This is a genomic window from Corynebacterium sp. ES2775-CONJ (assembly GCF_024814515.1).
GTDB lineage: Bacteria > Actinomycetota > Actinomycetes > Mycobacteriales > Mycobacteriaceae > Corynebacterium.
This window is the reverse complement of the sequence record NZ_JANUXT010000001.1, coordinates 420,301-445,804: the sequence shown is the minus strand read 5'-3', so window position 1 is coordinate 445,804 and position 25,504 is coordinate 420,301. Positions and strand designations below refer to the sequence as shown.

23 protein-coding genes are annotated in these 25,504 nt (G+C 53.2%); 7 read left to right on the top strand and 16 right to left on the bottom strand.

Annotated features, from left to right (window positions below):
• Nucleotides 1-66: 66 nt before the first annotated feature.
• Together NXT01_RS02030 and gndA are read right to left on the bottom strand one after the other, a co-directional pair.
• The gene (locus tag NXT01_RS02030) at nt 67-1,386 is read right to left on the bottom strand and encodes a DEAD/DEAH box helicase (protein ID WP_259076993.1); all 1,320 of its coding nucleotides are present in this window, start codon (nt 1,384-1,386) and stop codon (nt 67-69) included.
• 86 nt (nt 1,387-1,472) lie between these two features.
• Entirely contained in the window at nt 1,473-2,930 is a 1,458-nt protein-coding gene (gene gndA, locus NXT01_RS02025; protein WP_259076991.1) for an NADP-dependent phosphogluconate dehydrogenase, read from the bottom strand.
• Nucleotides 2,931-3,046: 116 nt separating this feature from the next.
• Here gndA and NXT01_RS02020 point away from each other — a divergent pair, with 116 nt between their 5' ends.
• Nucleotides 3,047-3,526, top strand: coding sequence for a PaaI family thioesterase (locus NXT01_RS02020; protein ID WP_259076989.1), 480 nt, complete (start codon nt 3,047-3,049; stop codon nt 3,524-3,526).
• Here NXT01_RS02020 and NXT01_RS02015 read toward each other — a convergent pair.
• The 3 genes from NXT01_RS02015 to NXT01_RS02005 all read right to left on the bottom strand — a co-directional run bounded on the left by NXT01_RS02015 (nt 3,523) and on the right by NXT01_RS02005 (nt 7,351).
• On the bottom strand, nt 3,523-4,731 hold the full coding sequence (locus NXT01_RS02015) for a trans-acting enoyl reductase family protein (RefSeq protein ID WP_259076987.1): 1,209 nt from the start codon (nt 4,729-4,731) through the stop codon (nt 3,523-3,525). The two genes, NXT01_RS02020 and NXT01_RS02015, sit on opposite strands and share 4 nt — an antisense overlap.
• A gap of 45 nt (nt 4,732-4,776) precedes the next feature.
• A complete protein-coding gene (locus NXT01_RS02010; RefSeq protein WP_259076985.1) occupies nt 4,777-5,826 on the bottom strand; it encodes a magnesium and cobalt transport protein CorA in 1,050 nt (349 codons plus the stop codon).
• A 121-nt stretch (nt 5,827-5,947) separates the two neighbouring features.
• A complete protein-coding gene (locus NXT01_RS02005) occupies nt 5,948-7,351 on the bottom strand; it encodes an NAD(P)/FAD-dependent oxidoreductase (protein WP_259076983.1) in 1,404 nt (467 codons plus the stop codon).
• A 404-nt stretch (nt 7,352-7,755) separates the two neighbouring features.
• On the opposite strand from NXT01_RS02005, the gene NXT01_RS02000 reads away from it, so the two are divergent.
• Nucleotides 7,756-8,982 (top strand): cyclopropane-fatty-acyl-phospholipid synthase family protein, encoded by a 1,227-nt coding sequence (locus NXT01_RS02000; RefSeq protein WP_259077108.1) that lies wholly within the window; start codon nt 7,756-7,758, stop codon nt 8,980-8,982.
• Between the two features lie 131 nt (nt 8,983-9,113).
• On the opposite strand, the gene NXT01_RS01995 is transcribed toward NXT01_RS02000, so the two are convergent.
• From NXT01_RS01995 to NXT01_RS01985, 3 genes are read right to left on the bottom strand one after another with little or no spacing between them, the layout of a single operon-like run.
• Nucleotides 9,114-9,296: a hypothetical protein gene (locus tag NXT01_RS01995; RefSeq protein WP_259076982.1), complete on the bottom strand. Its 183-nt coding sequence runs from the start codon at nt 9,294-9,296 to the stop codon at nt 9,114-9,116.
• Complete coding sequence (locus tag NXT01_RS01990) at nt 9,293-10,012, bottom strand: YceI family protein (RefSeq protein WP_259076980.1); 720 nt, start codon at nt 10,010-10,012, stop codon at nt 9,293-9,295. Before NXT01_RS01990 ends, NXT01_RS01995 begins: the two co-directional genes overlap by 4 nt.
• A 4-nt stretch (nt 10,013-10,016) precedes the next feature.
• The gene (locus tag NXT01_RS01985) at nt 10,017-10,349 is read right to left on the bottom strand and encodes a hypothetical protein (protein ID WP_259076978.1); all 333 of its coding nucleotides are present in this window, start codon (nt 10,347-10,349) and stop codon (nt 10,017-10,019) included.
• 182 nt (nt 10,350-10,531) lie between these two features.
• Between NXT01_RS01985 and NXT01_RS01980 the strand changes: the two genes are divergently transcribed.
• On the top strand, nt 10,532-10,936 hold the full coding sequence (locus tag NXT01_RS01980; protein WP_259076976.1) for an RNA polymerase-binding protein RbpA: 405 nt from the start codon (nt 10,532-10,534) through the stop codon (nt 10,934-10,936).
• Between the two features lie 46 nt (nt 10,937-10,982).
• On the opposite strand, the gene NXT01_RS01975 is transcribed toward NXT01_RS01980, so the two are convergent.
• The 4 genes from NXT01_RS01975 to cobN all read right to left on the bottom strand — a co-directional run bounded on the left by NXT01_RS01975 (nt 10,983) and on the right by cobN (nt 17,567).
• Nucleotides 10,983-11,777 carry a polyprenol monophosphomannose synthase gene (locus NXT01_RS01975; protein ID WP_396124695.1) on the bottom strand — a complete coding sequence of 265 codons (795 nt, stop codon included), beginning with the start codon at nt 11,775-11,777 and terminating at the stop codon, nt 10,983-10,985.
• 64 nt (nt 11,778-11,841) lie between these two features.
• A complete protein-coding gene (lnt, locus tag NXT01_RS01970; RefSeq protein ID WP_259077106.1) occupies nt 11,842-13,311 on the bottom strand; it encodes an apolipoprotein N-acyltransferase in 1,470 nt (489 codons plus the stop codon).
• A gap of 17 nt (nt 13,312-13,328) precedes the next feature.
• The gene (locus tag NXT01_RS01965; protein ID WP_259076974.1) at nt 13,329-13,871 is read right to left on the bottom strand and encodes an FxsA family protein; all 543 of its coding nucleotides are present in this window, start codon (nt 13,869-13,871) and stop codon (nt 13,329-13,331) included.
• A 69-nt stretch (nt 13,872-13,940) separates the two neighbouring features.
• A complete protein-coding gene (cobN, locus tag NXT01_RS01960; RefSeq protein ID WP_259076972.1) occupies nt 13,941-17,567 on the bottom strand; it encodes a cobaltochelatase subunit CobN in 3,627 nt (1,208 codons plus the stop codon).
• Nucleotides 17,568-17,815: 248 nt separating this feature from the next.
• Between cobN and NXT01_RS01955 the strand changes: the two genes are divergently transcribed.
• The 4 genes from NXT01_RS01955 to NXT01_RS01940 all read left to right on the top strand — a co-directional run bounded on the left by NXT01_RS01955 (nt 17,816) and on the right by NXT01_RS01940 (nt 21,527).
• Nucleotides 17,816-19,000, top strand: coding sequence for a precorrin-3B synthase (locus NXT01_RS01955; RefSeq protein WP_259076970.1), 1,185 nt, complete (start codon nt 17,816-17,818; stop codon nt 18,998-19,000).
• Nucleotides 18,997-19,644 carry a precorrin-8X methylmutase gene (locus NXT01_RS01950; RefSeq protein ID WP_259076968.1) on the top strand — a complete coding sequence of 216 codons (648 nt, stop codon included), beginning with the start codon at nt 18,997-18,999 and terminating at the stop codon, nt 19,642-19,644. The genes NXT01_RS01955 and NXT01_RS01950 overlap by 4 nt, the downstream gene beginning before the upstream one ends.
• A 3-nt stretch (nt 19,645-19,647) precedes the next feature.
• Complete coding sequence (gene cobJ / locus NXT01_RS01945; RefSeq protein WP_259076966.1) at nt 19,648-21,141, top strand: precorrin-3B C(17)-methyltransferase; 1,494 nt, start codon at nt 19,648-19,650, stop codon at nt 21,139-21,141.
• Between the two features lie 71 nt (nt 21,142-21,212).
• A complete protein-coding gene (locus NXT01_RS01940) occupies nt 21,213-21,527 on the top strand; it encodes a hypothetical protein (protein ID WP_259076964.1) in 315 nt (104 codons plus the stop codon).
• 1 nt (nt 21,528) lies between these two features.
• On the opposite strand, the gene NXT01_RS01935 is transcribed toward NXT01_RS01940, so the two are convergent.
• From NXT01_RS01935 to NXT01_RS01920, 4 genes are read right to left on the bottom strand one after another with little or no spacing between them, the layout of a single operon-like run.
• Nucleotides 21,529-22,269, bottom strand: a complete 741-nt coding sequence (locus tag NXT01_RS01935; RefSeq protein ID WP_259076962.1) for a cobalt-precorrin-6A reductase — start codon at nt 22,267-22,269, stop codon at nt 21,529-21,531.
• The gene (gene cobM / locus NXT01_RS01930) at nt 22,257-23,030 is read right to left on the bottom strand and encodes a precorrin-4 C(11)-methyltransferase (RefSeq protein WP_259076952.1); all 774 of its coding nucleotides are present in this window, start codon (nt 23,028-23,030) and stop codon (nt 22,257-22,259) included. Before cobM ends, NXT01_RS01935 begins: the two co-directional genes overlap by 13 nt.
• A 5-nt stretch (nt 23,031-23,035) precedes the next feature.
• The gene (gene cbiE / locus NXT01_RS01925) at nt 23,036-24,325 is read right to left on the bottom strand and encodes a precorrin-6y C5,15-methyltransferase (decarboxylating) subunit CbiE (protein WP_259076950.1); all 1,290 of its coding nucleotides are present in this window, start codon (nt 24,323-24,325) and stop codon (nt 23,036-23,038) included.
• 36 nt (nt 24,326-24,361) lie between these two features.
• A complete protein-coding gene (locus NXT01_RS01920; protein WP_259076948.1) occupies nt 24,362-25,486 on the bottom strand; it encodes a Xaa-Pro peptidase family protein in 1,125 nt (374 codons plus the stop codon).
• Nucleotides 25,487-25,504: the final 18 nt, after the last annotated feature.

Here is a 25,504-nt window from a genome sequence, read left to right as displayed (position 1 = left end):
AATGCATCCGAGAAGAAAGCTACCTTTCTCATAAATAGGAGTACCGCGTTACGGGAATATCATAGCCTAGCGGGTGCCACGATTTCTTGATTGACTGTGCCTCGAACCCCGAGCGCGCCTGGTATTCCCTCCACCGCTAGCTGAAGAACGCTTAGTTCTGCTACCACGGCCGCGACCGTCGCTAGCCTGAGCCTGTTGTCCGAAAGGTGCCAGCGGTTTATACGTCGGGCTTTGTGCGCCTGTAATGGTTGCGAGCTCAACAGAGTGAGCATTGACGCGGTGTGTTTTAGCGCTCACCCCCGCTTTACTCAGAAGTTTTTTAACCTCGTCTATTTGCTCCTCGGTCACCAAAGTTACAACGGCACCGCTAGCTCCAGCGCGGGCGGTGCGCCCAGCACGATGCAGATAGGCTTTATGCTCCGCTGGAGGATCGATATGTACTACCAAATCCACATCGGAAATATCTATACCGCGGGCGGCGATATCGGTAGCAACGAGAACAGGTATCTCACCTTCACTAAAGCCCCCAAGGGCACTCTGACGGGTATTTTGACCCTTGTCGCCATGAAGGCCCACTGCGTTGATGCCAGCACGGCGCAGCTTCTTTACCTGGCGGTCAACGCCGTGTTTTGTTCGCATAAACATGATGGTTTTACCATCACGAGCAGCAATTTTTTCCACAACATCGGCACGGGACTGGCGATCCTTCACTATAAATTGATAGTGCCTCATCGTATCCACACTGGCAGCCACGGCGGCTGTTGAATGAGTAACTGGATTCCGGAGAAAGGCCCGTACCAATTTATCAACGTCGCCGTCGAGGGTGGCGGAAAAGAGGAGACGCTGTCCCTTCTGGGGGGTAGCCCGCATGAGTTTCGTAACTTGAGGCAAAAATCCCATATCTGCCATTTGGTCCGCTTCATCGAGAATAGTTGTCTCGATCCGGTCTAAGTGAAGATAGCCCTGGTCGATGAGGTCTTGGGCCCGCCCAGGGGTGGCCACCAGAAGATCAACGGGAGCCGCTAATGCTCGGATATGTCGATTGATATTCACTCCGCCGACAACGTCTAAGAGGCGAAGACCGAGGGCAGCTGCCGGATCGTCGAGGCGGGTACGAACTTGCGCTGCGAGCTCACGCGTAGGGACTAAGACGAGCGCACGGGGATGCCCAGGTGTAGAGGCCCCCGACTGAGCTAGGCGGCTTAGAGTGGGTAAACCGAAAGTGAAAGTCTTTCCAGATCCGGTGGGGCCTCGACCGAGGATATCCTTGCCTGCTAGAGCGTCGGGAATGGCCGCCTCTTGGATAGGAAAGGGAGTCTCGATACCTTCTTTACGCATCGCCTGAACAATGGCGGGGGGTAAACCGAGATCAGCAAAAGTAGTCATTAGGAAGAGCCTACACCTTATCTACAGCAAAACCAGCTTGTAGCCCGCGCCCCCCACACGTAGCGGGCGCGGGCTGGGCGGTAAACCTAGGAGGTTTCGATTTCAGTACGGTCACCAGACCATAAGGTATGGAAGGTGCCCTCCTTATCGACGCGACGGTAGGTGTGCGCACCAAAGTAATCTCGCTGCGCCTGAATTAATGCAGCTGGCAGCCGCTCGGCTCGAAGTGAATCGTAGTAGGAAAGCGATGATGCAAAAACCGGTATGGGCTGACCAATATGAGTTGCCACGATTACGATACGACGCCACGAATCAATGAGGCCACTCAACTCCTCCTTGAAATACGGGTCGAGCAATAAGGTCGTGAGCTCGGGGTTGGCATCGTATGCTTCCCGAATTCTGTTGAGGAATTTCGCCCGGATGATGCAGCCGCCCCGCCAGATCGTTGCCAGGTCGCGGGGGTCCACATTCCAGTTATTCTCTGTCGAGCCAGCTTTAATTTCGTCAAATCCTTGTGCATAGGCGACGAGTTTGGAGGCGTAGAGAGCGCGGCGTACATCCTCGATGAAAGTATCGCGATCGATACCGAGAGTCTCTAACGAGCTTAATTCGCCAGAGGGGAGCGTCCCTACGGTGGCCTCGCGTTGTGCTGCGGCACCTGAAAGAGCTCGAGCGAATACCGCTTCGCCGATACCCGTAACAGGAATGCCTAGGTCGAGCGCTGCCTTGACCGTCCAGCGGCCGGTACCTTTTTGACCTGCTTGGTCAACAATTAAGTCCACGAGGGGAGTGCCGGTTTCGGCATCAACCTGAGAGAGTACTTCAGCCGTAATTTCAATAAGATAAGAATCGAGATCGCCCTTATTCCAGGTGCGGAAAACTTCGGCTATCTCTTCAGGTGACATCTGTGCGCCGTATCGCAACAACTGATAGGCCTCACCGATTACTTGCATATCGGCATATTCAATGCCGTTGTGTACCATCTTGACAAAGTGGCCGGCGCCATCAGGGCCGATATGCGTGACACAGGGTGTTCCGTCAACAACAGCTGCGACAGACTCCAGTAGGGGTCCTAAGGCGTCCCAGGTGCGGGCGGGTCCACCCGGCATAATCGACGGGCCGTTGAGGGCACCTTCTTCACCGCCAGAAATTCCTGCACCCACGAAGTTGAGCCCGCGAGCAGCTATTTCTTTCTCTCGGCGGATCGTGTCCGTGTAGAGCGAATTGCCGCCATCTATGATGATATCGCCTTCATCCATAGCATCTGCCAGCTGGTTGATAACGGCGTCAGTAGCGGCGCCTGCCTGCACCATAATGATTGCACGGCGAGGCTTTTCCAGAGAGGCCACAAAGTCCTCGATGGTTTCGGAGGGAAGGAAATGTCCCTCATCACCGTAATGCTCCATGAGGTCTTCGGTTTTGGAGTAGCTGCGGTTATAGACCGCTACGGTATGTCCTCTACGGGCAAAATTTCGAGCGAGGTTGGAGCCCATGACGGCCAGGCCAACGACCCCGATATGGGCCAAATTGCTGTGGTTACTCATAGTGTCCTAGCATACCTCGTTCGGTGAATGATCCCATATCTCGACTCATGAGAGTGCACGGTTGATGGCTCTGGTTGATAGTTGCGGTTATTTTTTTCCTCAGTAGGGTTGGATCTATGTCTTTAGTTACTGAAAATCCAGATACCGTCACTGAACTTACTCACCTCTTGTCCGAGGTTCCCGAGGTGGGCTTGCATATGCGCGAACTAGCTCAACTTAACGAGCTGCTCGGGGGCTATTCAACCAGTTTAGGTTTACGCTTTACAACGGTAGAACGCGATAAAGTATGTGCCGAGATGCCCATCAGCCACGACCATTTGCAGGCCATGGGGCTGGTAAACGGAGGAGTATACTGCGCCATCGCCGAGACCGTAGGATCGGTTATGGGGCTCATCAAGGCGCCGGGAAAGCTGGTCGCCGGGGTAAACAACAATACTGACTTCCTCGCTCCGGTTCGCGCCGGTGTTCTCAGCGCGGAAGCCAGCATCATCCACGCTGGTGTATCAACTCAACTTATACACGTTGATATCTTCCACCGCTCTACTCTGGTAGCGCGATCGACGCTGCGCACCATGGTTCTCAAGCCCCACGATTAGTTGAAGCTCATCCCACCCCTGCGTAGCCTATCGAGGTAGATATCTCCTAAAGCCGTCGCTGGGGTGAAAAAGCCTCCGCGGATAGGTGCTTCATCTCGGTACTGGCAAGCAAGGGTTTTCGCAGCCTCACTAAGCATCATGGCGGTGACATAGTAACCAGGGTCTCCGAGTGCGCTAGTGGTGACACTGATCTGCCGGTCGGATTCGGTAGTGCCAATGAACTCAATGATAAATCCGCCTTTACGAAGATTCTTTTCCCTAGCACCCTGCCCAGGTTGCGGGATGACGAAAGAGAGAGCCTTACGCAGGCGTGGGCGGCTTAGGAGCGCGAAACCGGCGCCAAGAAGACCGGTAATAAGGTCACGAACAATCAGCCCTTTCAATCCATGCCCGCAATCGAGCGCTTCGGTATAACGCATATCACGTCCGTACCGATGGCCCAGTAATGCTTGAGAGCGTCGAACGACACGAGTATTAAAGGGCGCCATAAAGAACGGAGCTAAGTACCGATTCTGGTATTGTTCGCGAACTAGGTCTGGTTGTCGGAGACCTATGCTGCGGGCACGGTCGCGCTCGGCCGTCGGATCGGGATTGAGCGCGAAAGGATTGTGGATCAATGAAGCAATCCGGCGATCTGCGTGAGCGGCAGCACTCACTGCTTGCATCGACGCTATCGTTCCGCCGGATAGAGATCCCGACAGCTTCCGCACTATCATACGCACTTCTCGAAGCGGTTCCTCTGCTTTTTGAGCTAGCCTGTAAACTCCCATATCACTGGGAACTGAATCGAAACCACAGGCAGAAACGAGGACCGCTCCGGATTTTACTGCATCTTTTTGGTAGCGATCGATCATGCTTCGAATAAAAGGAACTTCTCCGGCTAGATCCACATACCCCGTACCTCTGTGCGCGCAGGCCTTGATGATCTCTTCGCCGTAGTGGCTATAAGGCCCCACCGTGGAGATGATGACCCGTGCGCGCTGTGCGAGCAGATCCATATCTGCGCTATCAAGGGCATCTGCAATGATGATTGGAGGAGTCGGTTCCTCGAGACGATTAACGAGGCCTGCAAGCTTATGGTGATTGCGACCAGCTATCGCGATGCTGAGCTGCTCCGAGTGTGCATGAAGGTACTGGGTTACTAGTTGTCCGACGTAGCTACTGGCACCGAAAATAATGATATCGAATTCACGTGAGGCATCCATGACTCTATCCTAGCGATGACGGCCCAGCTTGATGATGGAAGTGGGCTAAAGCCAATTCCATTTTTTGAATGCGAGCCACATCGCTATCACGAGCGAGACCATGATCGCAAGGACGATGAAATATCCGTATTGAGTCTCCAGCTCAGGCATATTGGCGAAGTTCATACCATAAATACCGGCCACAAGGGTGGGTACCGCCGCCATCCCAACAAATGCAGAAATGGAACGCATATCCGTATTTTGCTGCAACGTGACTTTTGCGACAGCGGCGGTAATCAAGTTCGTGAGGCGTTCATCGCAGCTCGCAATCTCGTCTTTGGCTACAATCTCGTGATCCAGAACATCGCGAAAATAAGAGTGAATTTGGTCATCAATGAGATCTGCATTATTGCCAAGTAAGCTGCGCAATGCAGGGGCTAGGGGATCGATGGCATGACGCATTTCTAAGATCTCGCGCTTAAGCAAATAAATTTGATCAATACTGAAATCAGACTGCGGAGTGAAAACTTCTTCCTCGAGCTCGTCGACGTCTTTGGTCAGTTCACGCGAAATCATCATATAATCGTCGACCAAACAGTCAGACATGGCCCACGCGATAGCCATGGGCCCGTAGCTCGTGGTGTCCTGGTGAACTAAGCGCTTGGCCACATCAGGGAGCGGGGTATTATGCCGAATGGTGATTATGGATCGCGGCCCCACTACCATTTGAACTTCGCCCGTTGAGATAACTTGGCGGGTGCGCACCACGGATTCTTCGTTGATATCGAAATCTGTGTACTTAACGCTGCGCACGACTACAAAAAGCTGATCGTCGTAACGCTCTACCTTGGGGCGCTGATGCGCAGTCACGGCGTCTTCGGTAATGAGTTCGTGGAGGGCTATATGCTCAGCGATATCCTGCATTTGAGCATTGGAGGGCTCGACCAAACTCAACCAGAGGAAGCGATTATCTCCCGTTTCACAGGTCGAAATGACCTCGGCCAATTCTTTTGGCGATCTGACGGTGAGTTCCTCGTTTAGGATTCCATCTTCGTATATATAGAGATGATCGATGATCGCAGCAAAATCGGGGTGGGCATGAGCAAGGGAGGGCACTAAATTTAACTTTCTACCTAGAAAAGAGGAGCGCTTGTCACAGGATAGACTACCGCTAGCGGCATGCACGAAAAAACGCTGGGAGAGTGGTGTGTCCCAGCGTTTTTTGGTTTAACTCGTATTAGGAACGACCAAAGCGGGAGGTATCTCGAACCTCAATGGGGGCATCTGTATAGTCGTCGACGTTGGACATGAGTTTCTGCAATGCAGTGCGCGAGTGCATTTGCTGTCTTGTGGTAGCCAAGTGCCAGCGCTTGCGCGACATGGCATTAAGGCCCCACGAGATCATTGAAATGAACCGGTTACGGAAGCCCACGATGAACATGAGGTGGACCACAAGCCAAAGTATCCATCCGATAAATCCGGTGATTTCAACCTTGCCGAGCTTAACAACCGCATTAAAGCGCGAGACTGTAGCCATGGAGCCCTTGTCGAAGTATTCGAATTCAGGGCGTTCCTCAGCGGAGCGACCTTCTACTTCAGCAGCAATTTGATCTGCTACGTACTCTGCACCTTGGATAGCAACCTGGGCAACTCCTGGCAATCCGTTGTAGTTCATCATATCGCCAATGACGAAGACATTTTTCTCATCGGCCACGGTGAGATCGGAATTGACCGGGACGCGGCCTGCGCGATCTACCTCAACCCCAGCCTGATCGGCAATGAGCTTGCCCAGTGGGGAAGCCGCGACACCGGCAGACCAGATCTTGCAATAGGAGTCAATGGTGAAGCTTTCACCGCTCACGGTATCTTTATAGGTCACTGCACTGCTGGTGACATCGGTGACGATTGCATTGAGTTTGACTGTTACGCCAATTTTTTCCAAGGAACGCTGGGCGTTGCGGCCGAGACGTTTGCCAAACGGGGGAAGAACCTGCGGTGCCCCATCGAGCAGGATGATGCGGGCGTTGGCGGGATTGCAGCGACTATACGCCCCCGATAGAGTACGATGTGCGAGTTCTGCGATCTGGCCAGCCAATTCCACACCGGTAGGTCCGGCACCCACAACGACGAAAGTTAGGAGACGATCGCGCTCTTCGAGATCTTCTGATAGTTCCGCGCGCTCGAAGGCGCCCATGATTCGGGCCCGGAGCTCGAGAGCATCGTCGAGAGTCTTCATACCTGGGGCGAATTCTGCAAAGTGATCATTGCCGAAATAAGACTGTCCTGCACCTGCGGCCACGATCAAAGAATCATAGGAGACCAATTTATGGAAACCGCCAAGTTCGGTGCGAACCGTCTTGGTTTGCAGGTCGATATCGGTCACCTCGCCCTTGAGAATATTAACGTTCTCCTGTTCGTTGAGAATCTGGCGCGTCGCTGGTGCAATCTCACCTGACGAGAGAATGCCCGTAGCCACTTGGTAGAGCAATGGCTGGAAAAGATGGTGATTCGTGCGGTCGATCAAGGTGATATCCACATCCGCATTCTTCAGGTTGTTCACTGCGAATAGTCCACCGAATCCGGAGCCGATGACGACGACGTGGTGGCGTCCACCCTCGGGGCGGAATGGAGTTTCAGGCATGAAAATTTTCTCCTCATACATCGGTTTTCATCAAGATGAAAATAAAGGATGTATTCTTAGTTGTTTGACACTAGTGTTTTCGCACCACACTGACAGCGTGGTGTGATTTTTAACATGTTAGTCGCTGCCACACTCAATTTCCTATTTGAAAACTAATTCGATTTTCGTCTTCGTGAATTTTCCGCGAATTCCAAATCCAGGAATTTTACCCGGTGACTGTTCCGTGTGCCGCGCCTGGGTACACCCGTATTGCCCTATAAAATAGAAAAAAACTGTGCACTCGAGAAGCGGAGGGATGCGTCATCGCGATATTTAGCTCTGTGCACCGCGATTTTGCGGCGCACCTCGAATATATTGACGCCGAGGCGTGGCCTGGTATTGCCCACATTCCATCAGGGCGATTTATGGCCGCTCGAGCTAGGCGCAGCGAAGCCGAATTTGCCGCAGCCTGTCAGAAGGCGGAAATCGCTCTGACGGGGGATCGGCCGGATATCGTTGTTGCGCGTGAAGAGCTCTTTTATCGGATTGCTCATGCTGGTTGGTTGGGTTTTGCCGAGGGGTTTATGGCGGGCGAGTGGAGTGCGCCAGACCTCCCAGCAGTGCTGCAAAAACTTATTGAGATTGAGTATCGCCCGCGCCATTTTCGGCAGATTGTGGGTGGCATATACGACGGATCGGAGATCCCAGCAGCTCTCTACAAGCATTTTTCCGGGGATGGGATGAGCCCTCACGGCACACTATTTTCCTCGGGAGTGCCAACGACACAGCGTATCAATGTGAAAAGCTACGCGCCTGGCGCTCGACGCGGCCGAGAGTCAGCAGCACATTTCGTTGACCTTACCGAGGTGTCGCCGCCTGCACATGTAGAGCGTGCTGATTTAGCGGATGCTCAGTGGCGAGCTCTCCATGAACTTCTTCGGTCTGCCCACGTGGGCACTGGTACACATATTTTAGATTTTCCGGCCTCGGGGCCAGCGATGGCACTCGCTGCGGCACATGTAAAGGCCACGGTGGACATTGTCAGCAGCGACATGGAATACGTGCGCTATATCCGCCGGATACTCAATTGTGAAGATTTAGCGGAACTGAGTCAAGCGGTGAGAGTGGAGCATATCGACGGTTTATTTCCTTCACCCAAGACGTGGTCTCGCAATTATGATGCGATTGTTTCAGTGGAGAAGTTGGAGCATATGGGAGGGGGTGCGAAAAAAGCATATATGAAGTTCATAGACGATGTTATTGCCCCTGGTGGTTATATAGCGATGCAGACTGTGGTCGCCACTGAAAGGCGATCCAAGGCTAGTGAGGAGAGCCTCGCAGTTTTGAGGGCTTATGTGTCACCAGCCTTGGATTATTTAAGGACCGAGGACATTCACCGTCTGGTGGACACTCACACTCACTGCAGAATCATATCGCAAACACATAGTGGTAGTCATTATGTCGAAGGCTTGAAAATGCAACGCGAGATCTTTGAAGGCAAGTTACGAGAAGCGGCCGCGGATGGTTTTGATATTACGTATCGGCGCTTGTGGATTTTCCAGCTTGCCTTGCGGGAAGCCTTGATGCGCTATGGTGCCTTAGATGCCGCCCAGCTGGTGTTGACGACACGGCGCGGTTCGAGGCGTCGGTGATCCTTGGGGAAGTCGGCTAAATGACATAATGTACATTATCGGACAATTTTATGGTTTAGGCCAAGATGAAGTAATGCCCGCTATTATGTCACAGTGACACAATAGCGGGCATTATTTGTGTGCTCGCATCTCTACTTGCTAAGACTGTCTCTCATGGTTTTTCGGATTCTGTATAGTTGGATACTAATCATCACCACCAGGACTAAGCCAATGCCACCGGCGATATAGCTTCCCTGGATGAGTACATATGCGGTAAAGGCCACAACCACGACTAGACGCAGCCATAGCATCGGTTGCATCCGTGGATCATTCACGATGCAGAGTCTTCCGGTTCAGGTTTTATCTTCTCGAAGGTCAGTAGAATATTTAATTCGCCTTCCTCGTCAATCTTTGCCGCCACAAAGTCAGGAGTTTTCACACCATAGTCGATGCGGTTGATATCAATTGTACTACTCATAGAAATTCGATCACCATCGCGCACGGCCAAAAACTCACTGGTGATCTCCTGTGTAGTGTCCTTGATAGTAAGTTCACCGGTGATGTTTACTACCCCCGCGGCACCGTTGCTGGGAAGAGAGCTGATATCTACCGGCTGAGTAAGCCTAAAATTAGCTGTGGGATAGATATCGGTATCGAAGATTTTTCGACGTACATTAATATCTCGGCGTTCCCTATCAGATGAAATAGATGTCATATCAACTTCAATGCGACCTGACTGAATGGTTCCACCGGCGATCTTGATATCCCCTCGTACGCCTCGGGTCGATCCAGACGTAGTCCGTCGGTCCGACGGCAGCAACTCTCCAAATGTAAATCCCACTGAGGATATATGAGGAGAACGTCCGTATACTACAGTCCAATAGCCGTCTAAATCGGTGGTGGCCGGTTTGGTAGCGGCCGTGTCTATGCTGCCCGTCTTAATACCGGGGCCCAATAGCACAGGAATGACCGCCGATGCTAGGGCGAAGAGACCTAAGAGTACAACCGCAGTCACCGTCACAAAAATTGCTATCCGCGCTTTTAGATTCATTACCCTACCTTAATCTCAACTGCTCAATACTTTTGGAGATCCCAACTAATTCTGCGCACAATGCAGCCACTTCATCGGGATGCGCTCCCTCGGCAACAGCAGTTTGAATATCCTCAGCAGCGCACCTCAGCTCGAAGAGCGAATCCTGAAGCTGATGAGCCCTGTCAGGAGTTATGATAACAGCCTCGGAGGAAATGACCGTTCCTACAACCGCGTTCCGCTGCTCATAAGCGCGCTGGCGGCATGATTGACTGCAGTATTTGCGTGGCCTTCCGCGTAGCGGCTTTTCTATTTCGGTTCCACACCACTGACACGCCAGCGCTCGTTTACCTGCCATTCTTCCCAGTCTAGCAACCAGGTCACTAGACCCCCAGCACAACCGTCACAGACCTCAACTCGGAACTTTTCACCGTGGTGTAACGTTATATCCAATGATCCGTGAGTAAAAGGTACTCGCGTCAATCCCCCTACCGCTGTTGAGCGGGGGAAGAACTTTTAAGGAAAGGACTGATTCGCACTATGGCAGACCGCGTTCTCCGTGGTTCCCGAATGGGTGCCGTCAGCTACGAAACCGACCGCGACCACGATCTAGCACCTCGCCAGATGGTCCGTTATAAGACCGAAACAGGCGACATCTATGACGTCCCCTTCGCTCACGACGCCGAAATCCCCGAGACCTGGCAGTGCAAGAACGGCCAGACCGGTCATCTCATGGAGGGTGAAGGAGTCTCCGCTAAGCCAACGAAACCACCGAGAACTCACTGGGATATGCTGCGGGAACGGCGCTCAATCGAAGAGCTTGACCAGCTCTTAGAAGAGCGTATTGATCAGCTACGCCGACGGCGTCGAAACGCAGCTCGGCTTCTCAAGCAGCAGGAGGAAGAGGCAGCCGCCGCTCGCGCAGAAGAGGAAAACGTTCACTAATGCATAGCGAAAACCGCAGTGGGATATGTCCACTGCGGTTTTTCGATTAAATATAGTGTTCTTTACGCCACTTCTTAACTTCGTGAGCAATAAGATGATAACTCTCTCTGGCGATCGCCTTAACCTGTTCGCTGCGATAAGTCAAGCCCCACTTGCTCACCTCAAGCAGCGAATCCTTCACAAAGGATCCATCCAACTTCGATTCCCCGATTTCGCGTTCAGTGAAGGTTATAGGAACCTCGCGGATATCAAAACCCAAATTATTCACTCGCCACGCCATATCCACCTGGAAGATATAGCCCGCACGGGACAACTCATCAAAATTCACCTGTTCTAAGACCTCGCGTCTAAAGGCCCGATAGCCAGCTGTCATGTCCTTGATGCCCGCCCCTAAAGCGACAGAGATATAGACATTGCCTCCCTTTGATAGGAGGTAGCGATGGCGAGGCCAGTTCACTACTTCCCCACCAGAAACGTATCGTGAACCAATCACCATGTCAGCGCCTTGGTCGATCTCGTCAAGAAGTCGGTGCAATTGCTCTGGAGCATGGGAACCATCGGCGTCCATCTCCACCAGAATGTCGTAGTGGCGCTCAAGGCCCCAGTGGAACCCTGCGATATAGGCGCCGAGTAGGCCGCCTTTGCCCTCGCGGTGCAGTACGAAGATATGGTCATCGCCGCTGGCTAGTTCATCGGCCAAATCACCGGTACCGTCGGGAGAATTATCGTCGATAATCAAAATATCAACATCCGGGTTACTTGCACGCACCCTTGAGGTGATGAGCGGAAGATTACCCACTTCGTTGTAGGTTGGGATCAAGACGAGAGTCTGAGAGCTCAAGATATTCTCCTTTAACAGGTCAGATACCCACGGTCGCTCTATGGAAGTGGGTGCGAAAAAGACTCTAGAGTTTCCGACGTACTAATGCAATCGATAGCGCCACAGCGACAAGCCCCATCATGACTAAGGCCCACTCGATGTCTGAGCCAAAACGAGCCGCAGGGCTGAGACTGTCTTTCAGCGGCACGGAAGCTGTCAGATTCTTGGCCTCGAAAATTCCTGTTCGAGACTGGATACTTCCATCGGGTGTCACAATCGCTGATACCCCAGAAGTAGCCGCGACAATAACAGCTCGATCCAATTCGATCGCGCGCATCCGGCTCATTGCTAACTGCTGATAGGTCATATCGCTGAATCCGAATGTGGCATTATTTGTCGGAGTGGACAGAATTTCTGCTCCAGCTCTGACGGCATCCCGCCCCGCTTGGTCAAAGGCAACTTCATAGCAGGTGCTGATACCAACGCGTACGTTGCGTCCCAGTTGCATTGCACGTATCGCTACCGTGCCATCTCCGTGTCCAGGTTGGAAATTGCCGGCTAGATCCACCATAGAGGAGAAAGTACGGAAAAAATCACGCATGGGCATATATTCCCCAAACGGCTGGAGAAATTTCTTGTGGTGGTACTCCCCTGGTCCTGAAATTGGATCGAAAACCTGCATTGTATTGTGTGCCCCCGCCTCATCTCGAGTAATTGTGCCCACTAGGATTGGCGCATTGAGCTGCGATACCGCTTGATCGATCAAACGCCGAGCATCCCCATCCTCGAAGGGGTTGACATCGGAAGAATTTTCTGGCCACACTGCGAAGTCAACAGGTTCAGAGATCCGTGCAGTCTCTGCCACGTGATTGCCTAATACTGCACGCCGCTGGGCATTGAAATCGAGGCCCAGCCGTGGCACATTGCCTTGCACTGCTGCGACTGTGACCGTCTCAGTGCTTTCACCTCGGGGCATCATGATGGCGGTGGCGCTTAAAATCACGACAAGGCTGAGCACCAGCCCGTGGCCTAGATCCATTCTCCAGCGGGCCAGCGTTGTGGCGAGCAGACAAATCATGGCACTCACCAGCGCAGGCCCCCCGAGAAATGCCAGGGATGCCAACGGACCATCAATCTGCGTCCATGCTAGGCGGACCCACGCGAAGCCACCATAGGGCCATGAGGAACGCAGGAACTCGATGGTGACATAGTAAAAAGCGAAACCGATATAACCGTATCGATGGGCGAGTATAACTGCTCCACCTGCTCCTAAGAGAAGAGAATACAGTGCCAAAAAGATTGCTAGCGCTATATATGGGAAGGCTCCGACAAACTCACCAATCCACGGCAGCATCAGGAGGTAGACCACGAGACTGTGGGCGAAAGCGATCACAGAGCCACTGCGCATACTCACAGCACGACCGTTATAGGGGCTCAGCGATAGCACGAGCACAATCACCCCGACGATTGCCGCCTTCCACCACCCCAGGGGTTGATAACCGCTATAAACTAGCAGGCCCCCAAAAGCGCTCAGCGCTATCCGGCCGAGAAAAATTACCAAAGGTTTATGCCTCATGAGGACTTTTTGGGGTCGTCAAAATCTTCAGGATTAAGATTTTTCGACCACGTGCTGAGCTCTTCCTCGTCGATTGTTTCGGCCGTTGGGGTCACTGAGCTCCCTGAGGCACGGGATTGTGCCCCCGGCCCAAAGTGGCCGTAGCTGTGCGGAGAGCGGTAGCCCTGGGTCATTTCGAAACTGCGTACCCCTAGATCCGCGATCTTGGCTCGTAGTTTTTTAGCCAAAAGACGGCGCACGACGGCCCGGGTAGGGGCGATGATGAGAATAAGTCCTATCAGTGTGGTGACAAAACCGGGCAGAGCAACACCCACTGCGCCCGCAGCAAGCAGACCTAGATCTCCAACCGCCTGTCCAGCACTGCTTCCTAGGGAGGCACTACGAGCAACTCGGCGCATCTCAATTGCGGCTAATAATAGCCCTGCAAAGAAGAATGCAAATAGCAGTAAAAGGGCTACGCCCACTCCCAGCCATTTGGATACCAGCCAAAAGGCCAGCGCCTCGCACACGAAATAGGGCACAACGAGAAAATATGGCATAGCAAAATACTAGCGCAATAACGCGCGCGCCGCCGAAGGGCTTTCAGGCGGCGCGCTCATGACGCGATATTAGCGATCTTCGAGTTCTCCCTCCATCTCTAGGAAGGTAGTACGCAGAGTATCGAGTGCTTCGGGGCTAGGTTCCTCCCACAGCTTCCGTTCGGCTGCCTCGAGAAGCCGTTCGGCAATATCACGCAGCGCCCACGGATTCGATTCCTGGAAAAATTCCCGATTCTTTGGGTCCTTTACATATGTGTCCGTGAGAGTTTCATACATCCAATCCTCCATAAGACCTGTGGTGGCATCATAGCCGAAGAGGTAGTCCACGGTCGCTGACATCTCAAAAGCACCTTTATAGCCGTGGTTACGCATTGCTTCGAGCCAGCGGGGATTGACTACGCGAGCACGGAAAACGCGCCGCGACTCCTCGTGCAGGGTTCTGGTTTTTACTGTTTCTTGGCGGGTGGAATCACCAATATAAGCTTCAGGATCAGCACCTGTCAGAGCTCTGACCGTCGCGATCATACCGCCATGGAACTGGAAGTAATCGTCAGAATCGGCTATGTCATGCTCCCGGGAATCAACATTTTTTGCCGCTACTTGAATGCGGCGGTACGCCCGGCGCATATCATCGCTAGCCTCGACGCCATTGACGCCGCGGCCATATGCATAGCCACCCCATGCGGTGTAGACCTCCGCGAGGTCTTGATCGTCGCGCCAATTCCCAGATTCAATAAGCTCCAACAGTCCGGCCCCATAGGTGCCAGGCTTGGAACCAAATATTCGGCGTATAGGACGATCTGTGCCTTCCGCATCCTCGCTGATATGAGCGCGCACATAATTCTCCTCGGGGCTCTCATCCAACTGTGCCACCATGTTTACAGCATCGTCGATGAGCGCTAATACATGGGGGAAGGCATCTCTGAAAAAGCCCGAGATGCGCACCGTAGTGTCAATGCGGGGTCGCCCCAATTCCTCGAGAGGGATGACTTCGAGATCCACGACGCGTCGCGAGGCGTCGTCCCATACGGGTCGCACGCCAAGTAGTGCGAATACCTCCGCAATATCGTCTCCAGAGGTGCGCATAGCGGAGGTACCCCAAACCGACAGGCCGACAGACTTCGGGTAGGTTCCGTGTTCCTTTAAATACCGCTCAACCAGGGAATCAGCGAGCAGCTGCCCTGTTTCCCAAGCCAATCGTGAGGGCAGGGATTTGGGATCTACAGAATAGAAGTTGCGGCCCGTGGGAAGCACATTAACAAGTCCGCGGAGCGGAGAACCAGAGGGGCCGGCTTCAATAAATTTGCCATCCAGAGCGCGTAGGATTTGTTCCACCTCGCGAGAGGTTGCAGCAAGCCGAGGAATGAGTTCTTCGCATGCGAATACAAGAAGGTCACGCAGGCCACGGCGGTCAAGATCGTCCGGGAGGTAATCAGCCGAAGCAAGAAGATGATCTACTTCCCCACTGCGCCAATGCTGTGCTTCAAGGCTGGAGAGTAACCGGTGCGCAATTGCCTCCACCTCGTCAACTCGAGTGCGGCTTTCTTCTCCAGTCTCTGCGAGTCCTAAGGCTTCTCGTAGACCAGGAACCGCGGATTCCCCGCCCCACAGCTGGCGGGCACGAAGCATGGCTAAAACCAGCTCAACGCGCACGTCACCAGTAACTTCTTCGCTAAGGATATGGAGCCCTCCGCGGATGGACACATCTTTGATCTCGCATAGCCAACCATCGATTTCCATGATTTTATCGTCGAAGGCGTCTTCGTCGGGGCGTTCATCCCAACCTAGATCACGGTCCATTTTGGCAGCCTGCAGTAGAGTCCAAATTTCCTGGCGAATCGCTGGTAACTTTGCGGGATCCATCGCTGCAATATTGGCGTGTTCGTCAAGCAGCTGCTCCAAACGAGTGATATCGCCATAGGATTCCGCGCGGGCCATCGGAGGAATCATATGGTCAACCAAAGTGGCGTGAGCACGCCGTTTGGCCTGTGTGCCCTCCCCTGGATCGTTAACGAGGAATGGATAGATTAGCGGTAGCTCCCCGATGGCCTGATCGGTATAGCATTGTGCCGATAGTCCAGCATTTTTTCCTGGCAGCCATTCCATATTTCCGTGTTTACCCATATGCACGATGGCGTCGGCACCAAAAACCTCACGCAGCCAGTAGTAAACGCCTAGATAATGGTGGTTCGCTGGAAGGTCAGGGTCGTGATAGATTCCCACAGGATTCTCTCCGAAGCCGCGCGGAGGCTGGACCATGATAACAACATTGCCGAAGATTAAACCTGCTATATAAATCTCGTCTGTTTCTGGATTGACATAATGGGTTCCAGGGGCTGGTCCCCAGTGCTCGATCATTTCCTCTTGCATCTCTTTAGGAAGCGTCGAGAAAAATTCCCGGTAGGTATCTCCCGATAATTTCAACGGGTTATTGGCCATGACCTCGGGTGTGAGCCATTCTGGATCATGTCCACCAGCATCGATCACAGCGTGCATGAGTGCGTCGCCGTCTAGGTTGCCATCTTCGCTATAGCCTGGAATCAGGGCTGGATCTCCGAGGTCATAGCCTGCTTTTACTAGGGCCCTGATGACACGCAAGACTGACTGCGGAGTATCAAGACCCACGGCATTACCAATGCGTGCGTGCTTGGTGGGGTAGGCCGAAAACATGAGAACGAGTTTCTTTTCGGCGGGCGGAATTGTCGATAGCACGGCGTGCCGGTAGGCAATGCCTGCGAGTCGTTCGCAACGCTCGGGATCCGGGATATAGGTGATCAGTCCCGCCTGATCATATTCTTTAAAGGAAAAAGGCACGGTAATAAGGCGTCCGTCAAACTCAGGAACTGCGATCTGGGTCGCCACATCCAGTGGGGACAGACCTTCATCAGATTCTTCCCACTCTCGGCGAGGGCTCGTCAAGGCGAGACCTTGGATGATGGGGATATCGAGGGCAGCCAGTTGGGCGACATCCCACGCCTCATCGTCACCTCCGGCCTGAGCCGTTGCAGGTTTCGTACCACCAGCGGCAAGAACAGTAGTGATGAGTACGTCGAAGGTGGCGAGTTCAGCTAAGAGATCTTCTGGTGCCTGGCGTAATGAGGCCGCATAAATAGGAATAGCGGTGGCACCACGGGCGGCTATAGCGTCCGCGAGGGCATGGATATAGTGGGTATTCCCTGCCAGGTGCTGAGCGCGGTAATACACAATGCCGATACGAGGGCTAGGTGCACCCTGGTTCCATGGCGTATCCAAGGAGTCTGTTTGTTCGAGGTAACCCCACAGTGGCATTCGTCGTGGAGGCTGGAAACCTAAACCGGTGAGAAGGAGCGTGTCGGAGAGGAAGTTATGGAGATTATGAAGGTTATCGAATCCACCTTCCGCTAGATAGGTATGGGCCGTAGTGACCACACCAGCCGGAGGGGTGGAAAGATCGGTGAGCTCGGCATCGACCGCCAGCTCCCCCGAGACTATGACCACGGGTTTTGGTGAAGCAAGCAGTGCATCGATCCCCCATTCCCACGCTCTCTTGCCACCAAGAAGCCGAACCACAAAGATATCGGTTGTTCCGATGAGTTCACTGAGGCTGTCAGAGTTGAGATAATTGGGGTTCGCGTAGTGGTAATGAACATCAGGGTGTTCGCTGGCTGCTCGTGCGGAGAGCAGGTCGGTATCGGAGGTCGAGAGCAGTGTGATCATCGAGAAAAAATGATCCTTCCGGGTTCATATGGATAAATTGCTGAGGCGATGAGAGACCTTCTTGGTAATCATTGCCGTAATAGAGTAAGTGTATACTGAGATTCCTCGTAGATTGGTGTCTTGGGCCTAAACGCTTGTTCGCGCGGCCCGGATATATCCACCGCAGCGAGGATATTGGTGCACCTTAGCACGCTATTAAGGGATTCCTAAGTTATTAAAAGGTTGAGAATATTAGTAGAATCGCCGCTATGACCAGATCTCACCTTCGCTCCATTGATGCAGTCCCGTCAGATACCCCATTCAGCAGGTCTGTCGGAGATAAATGTCCTGGTGCTCTCAAACTATTCCCAGCTTCTGATGGCTATATAGGTCGGTTGCGATTTCCCGGAGGACGGATCACAGCGAAGACATGGTCCGTTATCGCCAAATTGGCACTTGAGCTCGGCGACGGTGAAGCGCACATCACAACCCGCTCCAATCTGCAAATTCGTGGTGTGAACGACCACACGGCTTTTAGTTCGCGAGCCATCGAGTGTGGTCTCGTGCCCTCGATAGCTCACGACCGCATGCGCAATATCCTAGCCTCCCCCCTTTCAGCTAAAGCTCAAGCTGATAGCCGAACCTTGGATGCTGCCATACTGGCCGATAGTGACGTAGCCGCCTTACCCGGACGGATTCTATTCGGAATCGACTCTGGGCGCGGCGATATTCTCGGTCAACGTGTAGATTTCGGAGCGCAGCATCGATCCGATGGCAGCTATAGGCTCATTCTCGCGGGTGAACCCACGCCCTATTGCGCTCCCGATCAGCGCACTATGATTGACTCTCTGCTCGATGCCGCTCGATACTGGCAATCGCATCGGGGCAAGCTGTGGCGAGTAGCCGAATCGGCGAGCCTAACTCGTGAGATCATGGAGTTATGGTCCCAGAACACTGCATTAAGCTATGAAGATCTCAGAGATATCATAAGACCAGAGCCCGAACACCATATGCGACCAGTCGGATGGCTCGACAATGAAGACGGCACCGTTAGCCTAGGAGTTGGACTGCCATTCGGGGTGATCCCACAGCAGGCTCTTCAGGTTCTCGGAGTCATCGAAGTTGATACTTCCATTACGCCGTGGGCTTCGCTGGTTGTCCATGATCTCACCGAAGGTGACGCCGAAGCAATTGTTAAGGTACTCGCGCCCCTAGGCCTCATCCTTGATGCGAACTCTCCCTGGCTGAAGGTTAGTGCCTGTACAGGTTTACCGGGGTGTCAAAAATCCCACTCTGTCACGCGCAGCGATGCTAGTGAGTTTATAGAAAGAGGCTACGATTTAGACACACCTGTCCATTTTTCCGGCTGCGAACGTCGCTGTGGGCACCCACTGACCACATACACCGACTATGTGGCAGTAGGTGACGGCGAATACGAGGTATATAATCGATGAGTTTTAGCTATATCACTGATGGCGATGAGATTTACAGGCAATCATTCGCCATGATTCGAGAGGAATCAGATCTCTCGACCTTCACCACCGAGCAATCACAAATAGCAGTGCGCATGATTCATGCTGCTGGCGAGACTGACCTCGCTCGAGATATCGAATTCTCCCCCGATGCAGTTACCTCCGCCCGAGAAGCATTCTTCCAGGGGCGCCCAATTATCACCGACGTCACCATGGTGCACGCTGGCATCACACGGGCCAGGTTGCCTAGAGATAATAAAGCTTTGTGCTTTCTCCACGACGAACGCACTAGGGATCTTGCACGTCGACTAAATACCACCCGTACCGCCGCTGCCGTGGAACTGTGGGAGCCCGAACTTGCCGGCTCAATTGTAGCTATCGGAAATGCACCCACCGCTCTCTTTCACCTGCTTAATTGGCTCGAGGCCGACCCACACCGTCCTCGACCAGCGGTTATTTTAGGTATCCCCGTGGGATTTATCGGTGCTGCTGAATCAAAACTGGCACTCAGTGAAAAGGCTCGTGAACTAGGCACTGATTTTATTACCGTGCACGGGCGTCGCGGCGGATCCGCCATCACTTGCGCAGCTATCAACGCTCTAGCCACCTATAAGGAGATTCTTTAAATTATGAATCACGGCACGCTCATCGGCGTCGGTGTAGGTCCAGGCGACCCTGAATTGCTCACTATCAAAGCGGTATCCGCGATTAAGAATGCTGATACTGTTGCGTTTCATGCTCGTCCGGGCGGCAGCTCTGCGGCGCGGGCCATCGCTGAGCCCTATCTAAATCAGGGCCAAGAGTTGCTCCTGTTGGAATACCCTGTCACCACTGGCGCCACCGACCATCCTGGAGGTTATGCCGGGGCCATGGCTGAATTCTATAGTGAGGCTATTGCACAATTGCGCACCCGCCTGAGTGACGGTAAGACTGTTGCGGTGCTTGCCCTTGGTGATCCCATGCTTTACTCCTCCTACCAGCATCTGCACGGAGTTTTAGCTGAGGAATTTCATTCCGTTGTCATTCCCGGCATCCCCTCTCTGACAGCGGCAGCCGATGTCCTCGCCAAACCTTTATGTCAAGATGACGAGGTGCTGAGTATCCTTTCCGGCACCCTTGATGAGTCGGTTTTAGTCGAGAAACTGCGTAATACCGACTGTGCAGTGATTATGAAACTGGGTCGTACTTTCGACAAAGTGCAGCGCGCGCTACACGAAGCTGGTATGGCAGATAGAGCTTATATCGTCGAGCGCGTGGGGATGGAGGGCCAACGCTCCTACCCACTTAATGCTGTGGGAGAGGAACCTGTCCCCTATTTCGCTGTCGTGGTTGTTCCTTCAAAGAAAGCTGAGCTCCCGCACGATGAACCACATATCCAGACTGGTGAAGTAGTTGTTGTAGGCCTAGGGCCCGCTGGTGCGCAATGGCTTAGCCCTGAGGCCAGTGCCGAGCTCAAGGCAGCAACCGATATTGTGGGATATTCTACCTATGTCAATAGGGTTCCCGATCGGGCTGGACAGCGCAAGCACCACAGCGATAACAAGGTTGAAGCGGAGCGCGCTGCTATGGCGCTCGACTTAGCCCTCCGCGGACGCCGCGTTGCCGTGGTATCTTCTGGCGATCCGGGGGTTTTCGCCATGGCTGCAGCTGTTCTGGAGGTGGCAAGCGATCCCCAATGGGTAGGGGTTCCAGTACGCATAATTCCAGGGATGACCGCAGCCCAAGCAGTAGCTTCTCGGGTAGGGGCACCGTTGGGCCACGATTTTGGCATGATCTCCCTGTCTGATCGTCTCAAGCCTTTTGCAATTGTGGAAAAGCGGGTGCGAGCCTTGCTGCAGGCAGATATGGCCTTCGCAGTTTACAATCCGGCTTCTAAGCAGCGGCGTGAGCAGGTCCACACGTTAAAGAGGATCGTTGCAGAGTATCGATCACCCGACATACCTATTATCGTGGCCCGCGCGGTGGGCAGCGAGAGTGAGAAAATCACAGTCACTACCGTTGCCGATTTCGATCCCGACATAGTGGATATGCGAACCATGCTCATTATTGGGGCATCGACGACCACCACCTACAAGGCGGCAGGATGTGTAACACGCGTGTATACTTCGCGATATTATACTTAGTTTCGTAGCGCGACTCAATGATCGAGCTGCGCAATAATATTGCGATGCAGTCCACGATGAAGAAGGGCCCAATGAATTTATATTCCTTCAAACGCTCCATGATTGCGCTGGTCACCGCCAGCACTGTTATATGTGCTGGCATGAGCGCGGTTGAGGCGGCGCCTAGTACCAGCTCTATCACCGCTGAAGATTTTAATAAGGATGTCGGTAGCATCGACTCCAACAGCTCGAACCCAGAAACTAACACGGGCTCATCCGCCACCTACTGGTTTGATCGCCAACAGGGCTGGGTGCAAACCCTCATCATAGTGATAAGCAGCTTGCAGATTGCTGCCCTATTAATAGGCCCGGCGCGCGCCTTATTCTACAATCTTTTTAAGGTCTAAACTAGGCAAACCGAGCATCCTCTAATAGGGCGATCACCTCTTCTGTCGATGAGCACTGATGTGCAATGGCCGGCAGAGCTGGTCGCTCGATCATCAACACCTTGATGCCAAGTTCTCTAGCGGCCTGCAATTTAGCGGTAGTCATGGAGCCACCAGAATTCTTGGTGATCAAGCAGTCAATCTGATTATCACGCATAATCTTCTTTTCGTCGGCTACCTTAAAAGGCCCACGTGAGTGGATGAGGCGATATCTGTGTGGAAGTGGCGGCCTCGGCGGCTCAACCGTCCGAATCACATATATATTGTGCACATCGTGGGCGAAATAATGAAGATTCTGGCGGCCAATCGTGAGGAAAATGTGGTGAAAATTCTGGGCGGCTTGCGCAGCAGCGCTGGCAAAATCTGGCACACGTATCCATTGATCACGGTCTCCTGGAGTCCACAATGGTCGATGCAAGGCAACCAGTGGAATGCCCGTAGCCCGGGCAGCCTCGGCCGCCGAAAGCGAGATTCGCTCCGCAAACGGGTGGGTAGCATCGATCATCACCTCTATGCCATGGCTGAGGATCCATTGAGTTAAACCGGCTGGGCCCCCAAAACCTCCAATTCGTACCTCCCCGACGGGTAAGGCTGGATTAGAGACCCTACCGGCTAGCGATGTTGTGGTGTACCAGCCCATATCATTGAGGCGTTGCGCTACATCGCGTGATTCTTTGGTTCCCCCGAGGATTAGAGCACGCATGGAAGTGTCCGCCCTTCCTCGTCACGGGGCCGATCATCTGAATAGAGGAAAGAATCAGGAAAACCACTGGCGCCTAGAACTTTTCCGACAACAATAATGGCCGTACGGGTAATTCCAGCCTCTAAAATCTGCGCAGCGATATCTCCTAAGGTACCCCGCAGAATTTTTTCATTCTCCCTAGACGCGAATGCTACCACTGCTACGGGACACTGGGCCCCATAAAACGGCAGGAGCTCAGTAACCACACGGTTAATATCGTGGGCAGCTAGGTGTATACATAAAGTGGTCCGGGCTTGAGATAAGGTTGCGAGATCTTCCCCCTCCGGCATCGCTGAGGCGCGCCCCGATACCCGAGTGAGAATAACCGATTGTCCGACGGTGGGAACTGTCAGTTCATGCCCTAAAGATGCCGCTGCTGCCGCGAAAGCTGGAACACCAGGCACGATCTCATAGTCGATACCTCGTGCTGTTAAACGTCGTACTTGTTCAGCGAGAGCAGAGTATATGCTGGGATCCCCGGATTGCAGGCGCACAATCTTTTTGTGTTGCGCATGCGCCTGAGCGATGATTTCCACGATTGTGTCTAGGGGCATACGGGCGGTATTGATGAGTTCGGCGTGTTCAGGAGCTGAATCCAACACCTCCTGCGGAATTATTGATCCTGCATATAGACAGAGATCCGCCTGCCTAATGAGACGATCGGCACGCACAGTGAGAAGATCTGACGCCCCTGGACCTGCGCCGATGAAATAAACAGTCATGGAAATTAATCGCTTTCTAATTTATCTGTGGAGCTAAAGCTTCTATGGGCTTTGTCGATAACCCACTGTACAATGGGATAGCTCGGTTTGAACGCGGTGAATTCACCGATGTGCTGCTCGGTGGAAATATTGACCCGAGTAAGAGAGCCACCATACTGGCGGCGTAGGTTGACAACGAGAGCTTCGCTTTCAATTGTCACAGCATTGGCTACGAGACGTCCTCCAGGTAGTAACTTCTCCCACGCACTATCAAAAACTCCGGGGTGGGTCAGCCCACCTCCTATAAATACACGATGAGGGCGCGTTTTTTCACTGATGACACTCTCAGGAGCGGTACCCGCGATTGTCAAACGGTGCGAAACGCCGAGTTTGCGGGCGTTGAAGTCGATGCGCTCACGACGATCCGAGCGATCCTCGAAGCACACACCACGCGCGGTTGAAGTTGATCGCAAGCATTCAATGACAACACTGCCTGATCCCCCACCAATATCCCATATGATATCGCCGGCCCGTGGGGCTAGAGCCGCCACACTGAGCGCTCTGATATGGGCCTTACTGAGTTGCCCATCACTAATATACGTGTCATCCGGCAGTCCTGGAGTAAGCGGAAGACCGCACCGAGAGGGAGTGACGGCAATAATATTTAGTGCACTAACGACCGCCGGAGGATTGCTGGCAGTCCCCACAGCATGTGATTCATCGGCTCCCCCGAGGTCGTTAAGAATCTCCACCTGCGCATCCGGCTGATCGAGGTCTCTTAATAAGGCGCACAGTAGCCTAGGGGTCGTTTCGTCCCGACCCAGCACGAGGAATGGGCGCCCTTCTTCAATGGGAATAGTGAGTGATTCAATGGGCTGTGAAACCACCGAATGGACCGGCGTCGTGTCGAGTGCCCATCCCAACCGCGCACACGCTAATGATGCTGAAGACATATAGGGGTAGATAGTCAACGGCATATCTGGAAAAATCCTCTTGAGGGTTGTTCCAATCCCGTGAAACATAGGGTCACCACTGGCTAAAACCGCGACTTTTCGCTCACCGATGGTGTCAAATATGTCCTTGAGCGCAGGCACGAGAGGAGATGGCCACGGACGGCGCTCGGCGGAGATCTCCTCTCCTAGCAGGTTTAGCTGGCGCCACGATCCCAGCACCAGGTCGCTTGAAGCCAGCGCAGCCAATGCCTCTTCGTTGAGGTCAACGATGCCGCGGGCACTCATTCCCACCACGCTTATATGCGCTCCGCCGCGGGCTGAGCTGTCAAGCTTTTGGTACAAGCCACTTTGAGATTGGGTCATATAAGCAATTCTAACTGTCTCAGGCAGAGAAATTCGCTAGCGCAGCGTGCGCGGCTGATTATTAAGTCTTTCACATCCTTTGTCTGTCACTAGCACAATATCTTCGATGCGCGCTCCGAAGCGTCCTGGAATATAGATGCCTGGCTCCACGGAAAATGTCATACCCGGCTCCAAAATGAGATCGTTACCTGCCATGATATACGGCTCCTCGTGGGTCGATAGACCAATTCCGTGACCAGTACGGTGAATGAAATACTCCCCGAAACCCCGTGAGCTAATAGCAGTTCGTGCAACTGCATCAATCTCTTGTGCTTTAGCTCCGGGTTTTACTGCCGCAACCGCAGCATCTTGAGCGAGGTAGAGGACCTCGTAAAGTTCGTGCATGAGTGGGTCGAGATGATCGAGGTTTCCCCCGACAATATATGTTCGGGTGCAATCAGAGTGGTACCCCACCCCAAAGGTGCCTCCGATATCAACAACCACAACGTCACCCGCACATAACTTCCGGTCTGAGTAGTTATGGTGAGGGTTAGCACCATTGGCCATGGAGCCAACGATGATGAAATCTACAGCGCTGTGTTCTTCGAGGATCAGAGCATTGATATCAGTTGCTACCTCTCGTTCGGTGCGCCCTGGTCTGAGCAATTCCGGGATTTTGGCATGAACTCGATCGATCGCTTGACCTGCACTGCGCACCTGCGCAATCTCGGCTTCATCTTTAGCAATGAAGAGTTCTTTGAGGATCACAGTGGCCGATACCCATTCGGATTGAGGCGCACTCAACTGTTGCAGACGCAGGAGATGGCTGGCTTTAAGGTCATCACTTATTCCCAACCGGATGGGTTGACGGCCAAAGTAGTCCACCACCATCTGATGGGGATTATGCCCGTCTTCCCACGGCACTAGACGCACCGGGAGATCTTGGATCACCGATGTCTCAATCTCTGCTCGGTCAACCGCGGGATAGTAGAATTGGGGCTCGCCGTGCGCTGGGATAACGAGAGCACAGAATCTTTCATGGGTGCTCATCCATGACGAACACAGATACGCTAGCTGCGCTCCAGGAGCAACGATGACTGCATCCAAACTATTGGCACGCATCAGCCTTTGAGCTCTAGTAATCCGAGAGGCATATAGGTGGGCGGGAAAATGCGGATTCATATCCTTATTGTAAATCAC

Coding starts and splice junctions, on each gene's coding strand:
- gndA (WP_259076991.1), bottom strand. CDS start 2,930: ATGAGTAACCACAGCAATTTGGCCCATATCGGGGTCGTTGGCCTGGCC.
- NXT01_RS01940 (WP_259076964.1), top strand. CDS start 21,213: ATGAATTTATATTCCTTCAAACGCTCCATGATTGCGCTGGTCACCGCC.
- NXT01_RS01955 (WP_259076970.1), top strand. CDS start 17,816: ATGACCAGATCTCACCTTCGCTCCATTGATGCAGTCCCGTCAGATACC.
- NXT01_RS01965 (WP_259076974.1), bottom strand. CDS start 13,871: ATGCCATATTTTCTCGTTGTGCCCTATTTCGTGTGCGAGGCGCTGGCC.
- cobN (WP_259076972.1), bottom strand. CDS start 17,567: ATGATCACACTGCTCTCGACCTCCGATACCGACCTGCTCTCCGCACGA.
- NXT01_RS01985 (WP_259076978.1), bottom strand. CDS start 10,349: ATGGCAGGTAAACGAGCGCTGGCGTGTCAGTGGTGTGGAACCGAAATA.
- NXT01_RS01980 (WP_259076976.1), top strand. CDS start 10,532: ATGGCAGACCGCGTTCTCCGTGGTTCCCGAATGGGTGCCGTCAGCTAC.
- NXT01_RS01990 (WP_259076980.1), bottom strand. CDS start 10,012: ATGAATCTAAAAGCGCGGATAGCAATTTTTGTGACGGTGACTGCGGTT.
- NXT01_RS02020 (WP_259076989.1), top strand. CDS start 3,047: ATGTCTTTAGTTACTGAAAATCCAGATACCGTCACTGAACTTACTCAC.
- cobM (WP_259076952.1), bottom strand. CDS start 23,030: ATGACTGTTTATTTCATCGGCGCAGGTCCAGGGGCGTCAGATCTTCTC.
- NXT01_RS02015 (WP_259076987.1), bottom strand. CDS start 4,731: ATGGATGCCTCACGTGAATTCGATATCATTATTTTCGGTGCCAGTAGC.
- NXT01_RS01950 (WP_259076968.1), top strand. CDS start 18,997: ATGAGTTTTAGCTATATCACTGATGGCGATGAGATTTACAGGCAATCA.
- NXT01_RS02000 (WP_259077108.1), top strand. CDS start 7,756: ATGGCCGCTCGAGCTAGGCGCAGCGAAGCCGAATTTGCCGCAGCCTGT.
- cobJ (WP_259076966.1), top strand. CDS start 19,648: ATGAATCACGGCACGCTCATCGGCGTCGGTGTAGGTCCAGGCGACCCT.
- cbiE (WP_259076950.1), bottom strand. CDS start 24,325: ATGACCCAATCTCAAAGTGGCTTGTACCAAAAGCTTGACAGCTCAGCC.
- NXT01_RS02030 (WP_259076993.1), bottom strand. CDS start 1,386: ATGACTACTTTTGCTGATCTCGGTTTACCCCCCGCCATTGTTCAGGCG.
- NXT01_RS02005 (WP_259076983.1), bottom strand. CDS start 7,351: ATGCCTGAAACTCCATTCCGCCCCGAGGGTGGACGCCACCACGTCGTC.
- NXT01_RS01920 (WP_259076948.1), bottom strand. CDS start 25,486: ATGAATCCGCATTTTCCCGCCCACCTATATGCCTCTCGGATTACTAGA.
- NXT01_RS01935 (WP_259076962.1), bottom strand. CDS start 22,269: ATGCGTGCTCTAATCCTCGGGGGAACCAAAGAATCACGCGATGTAGCG.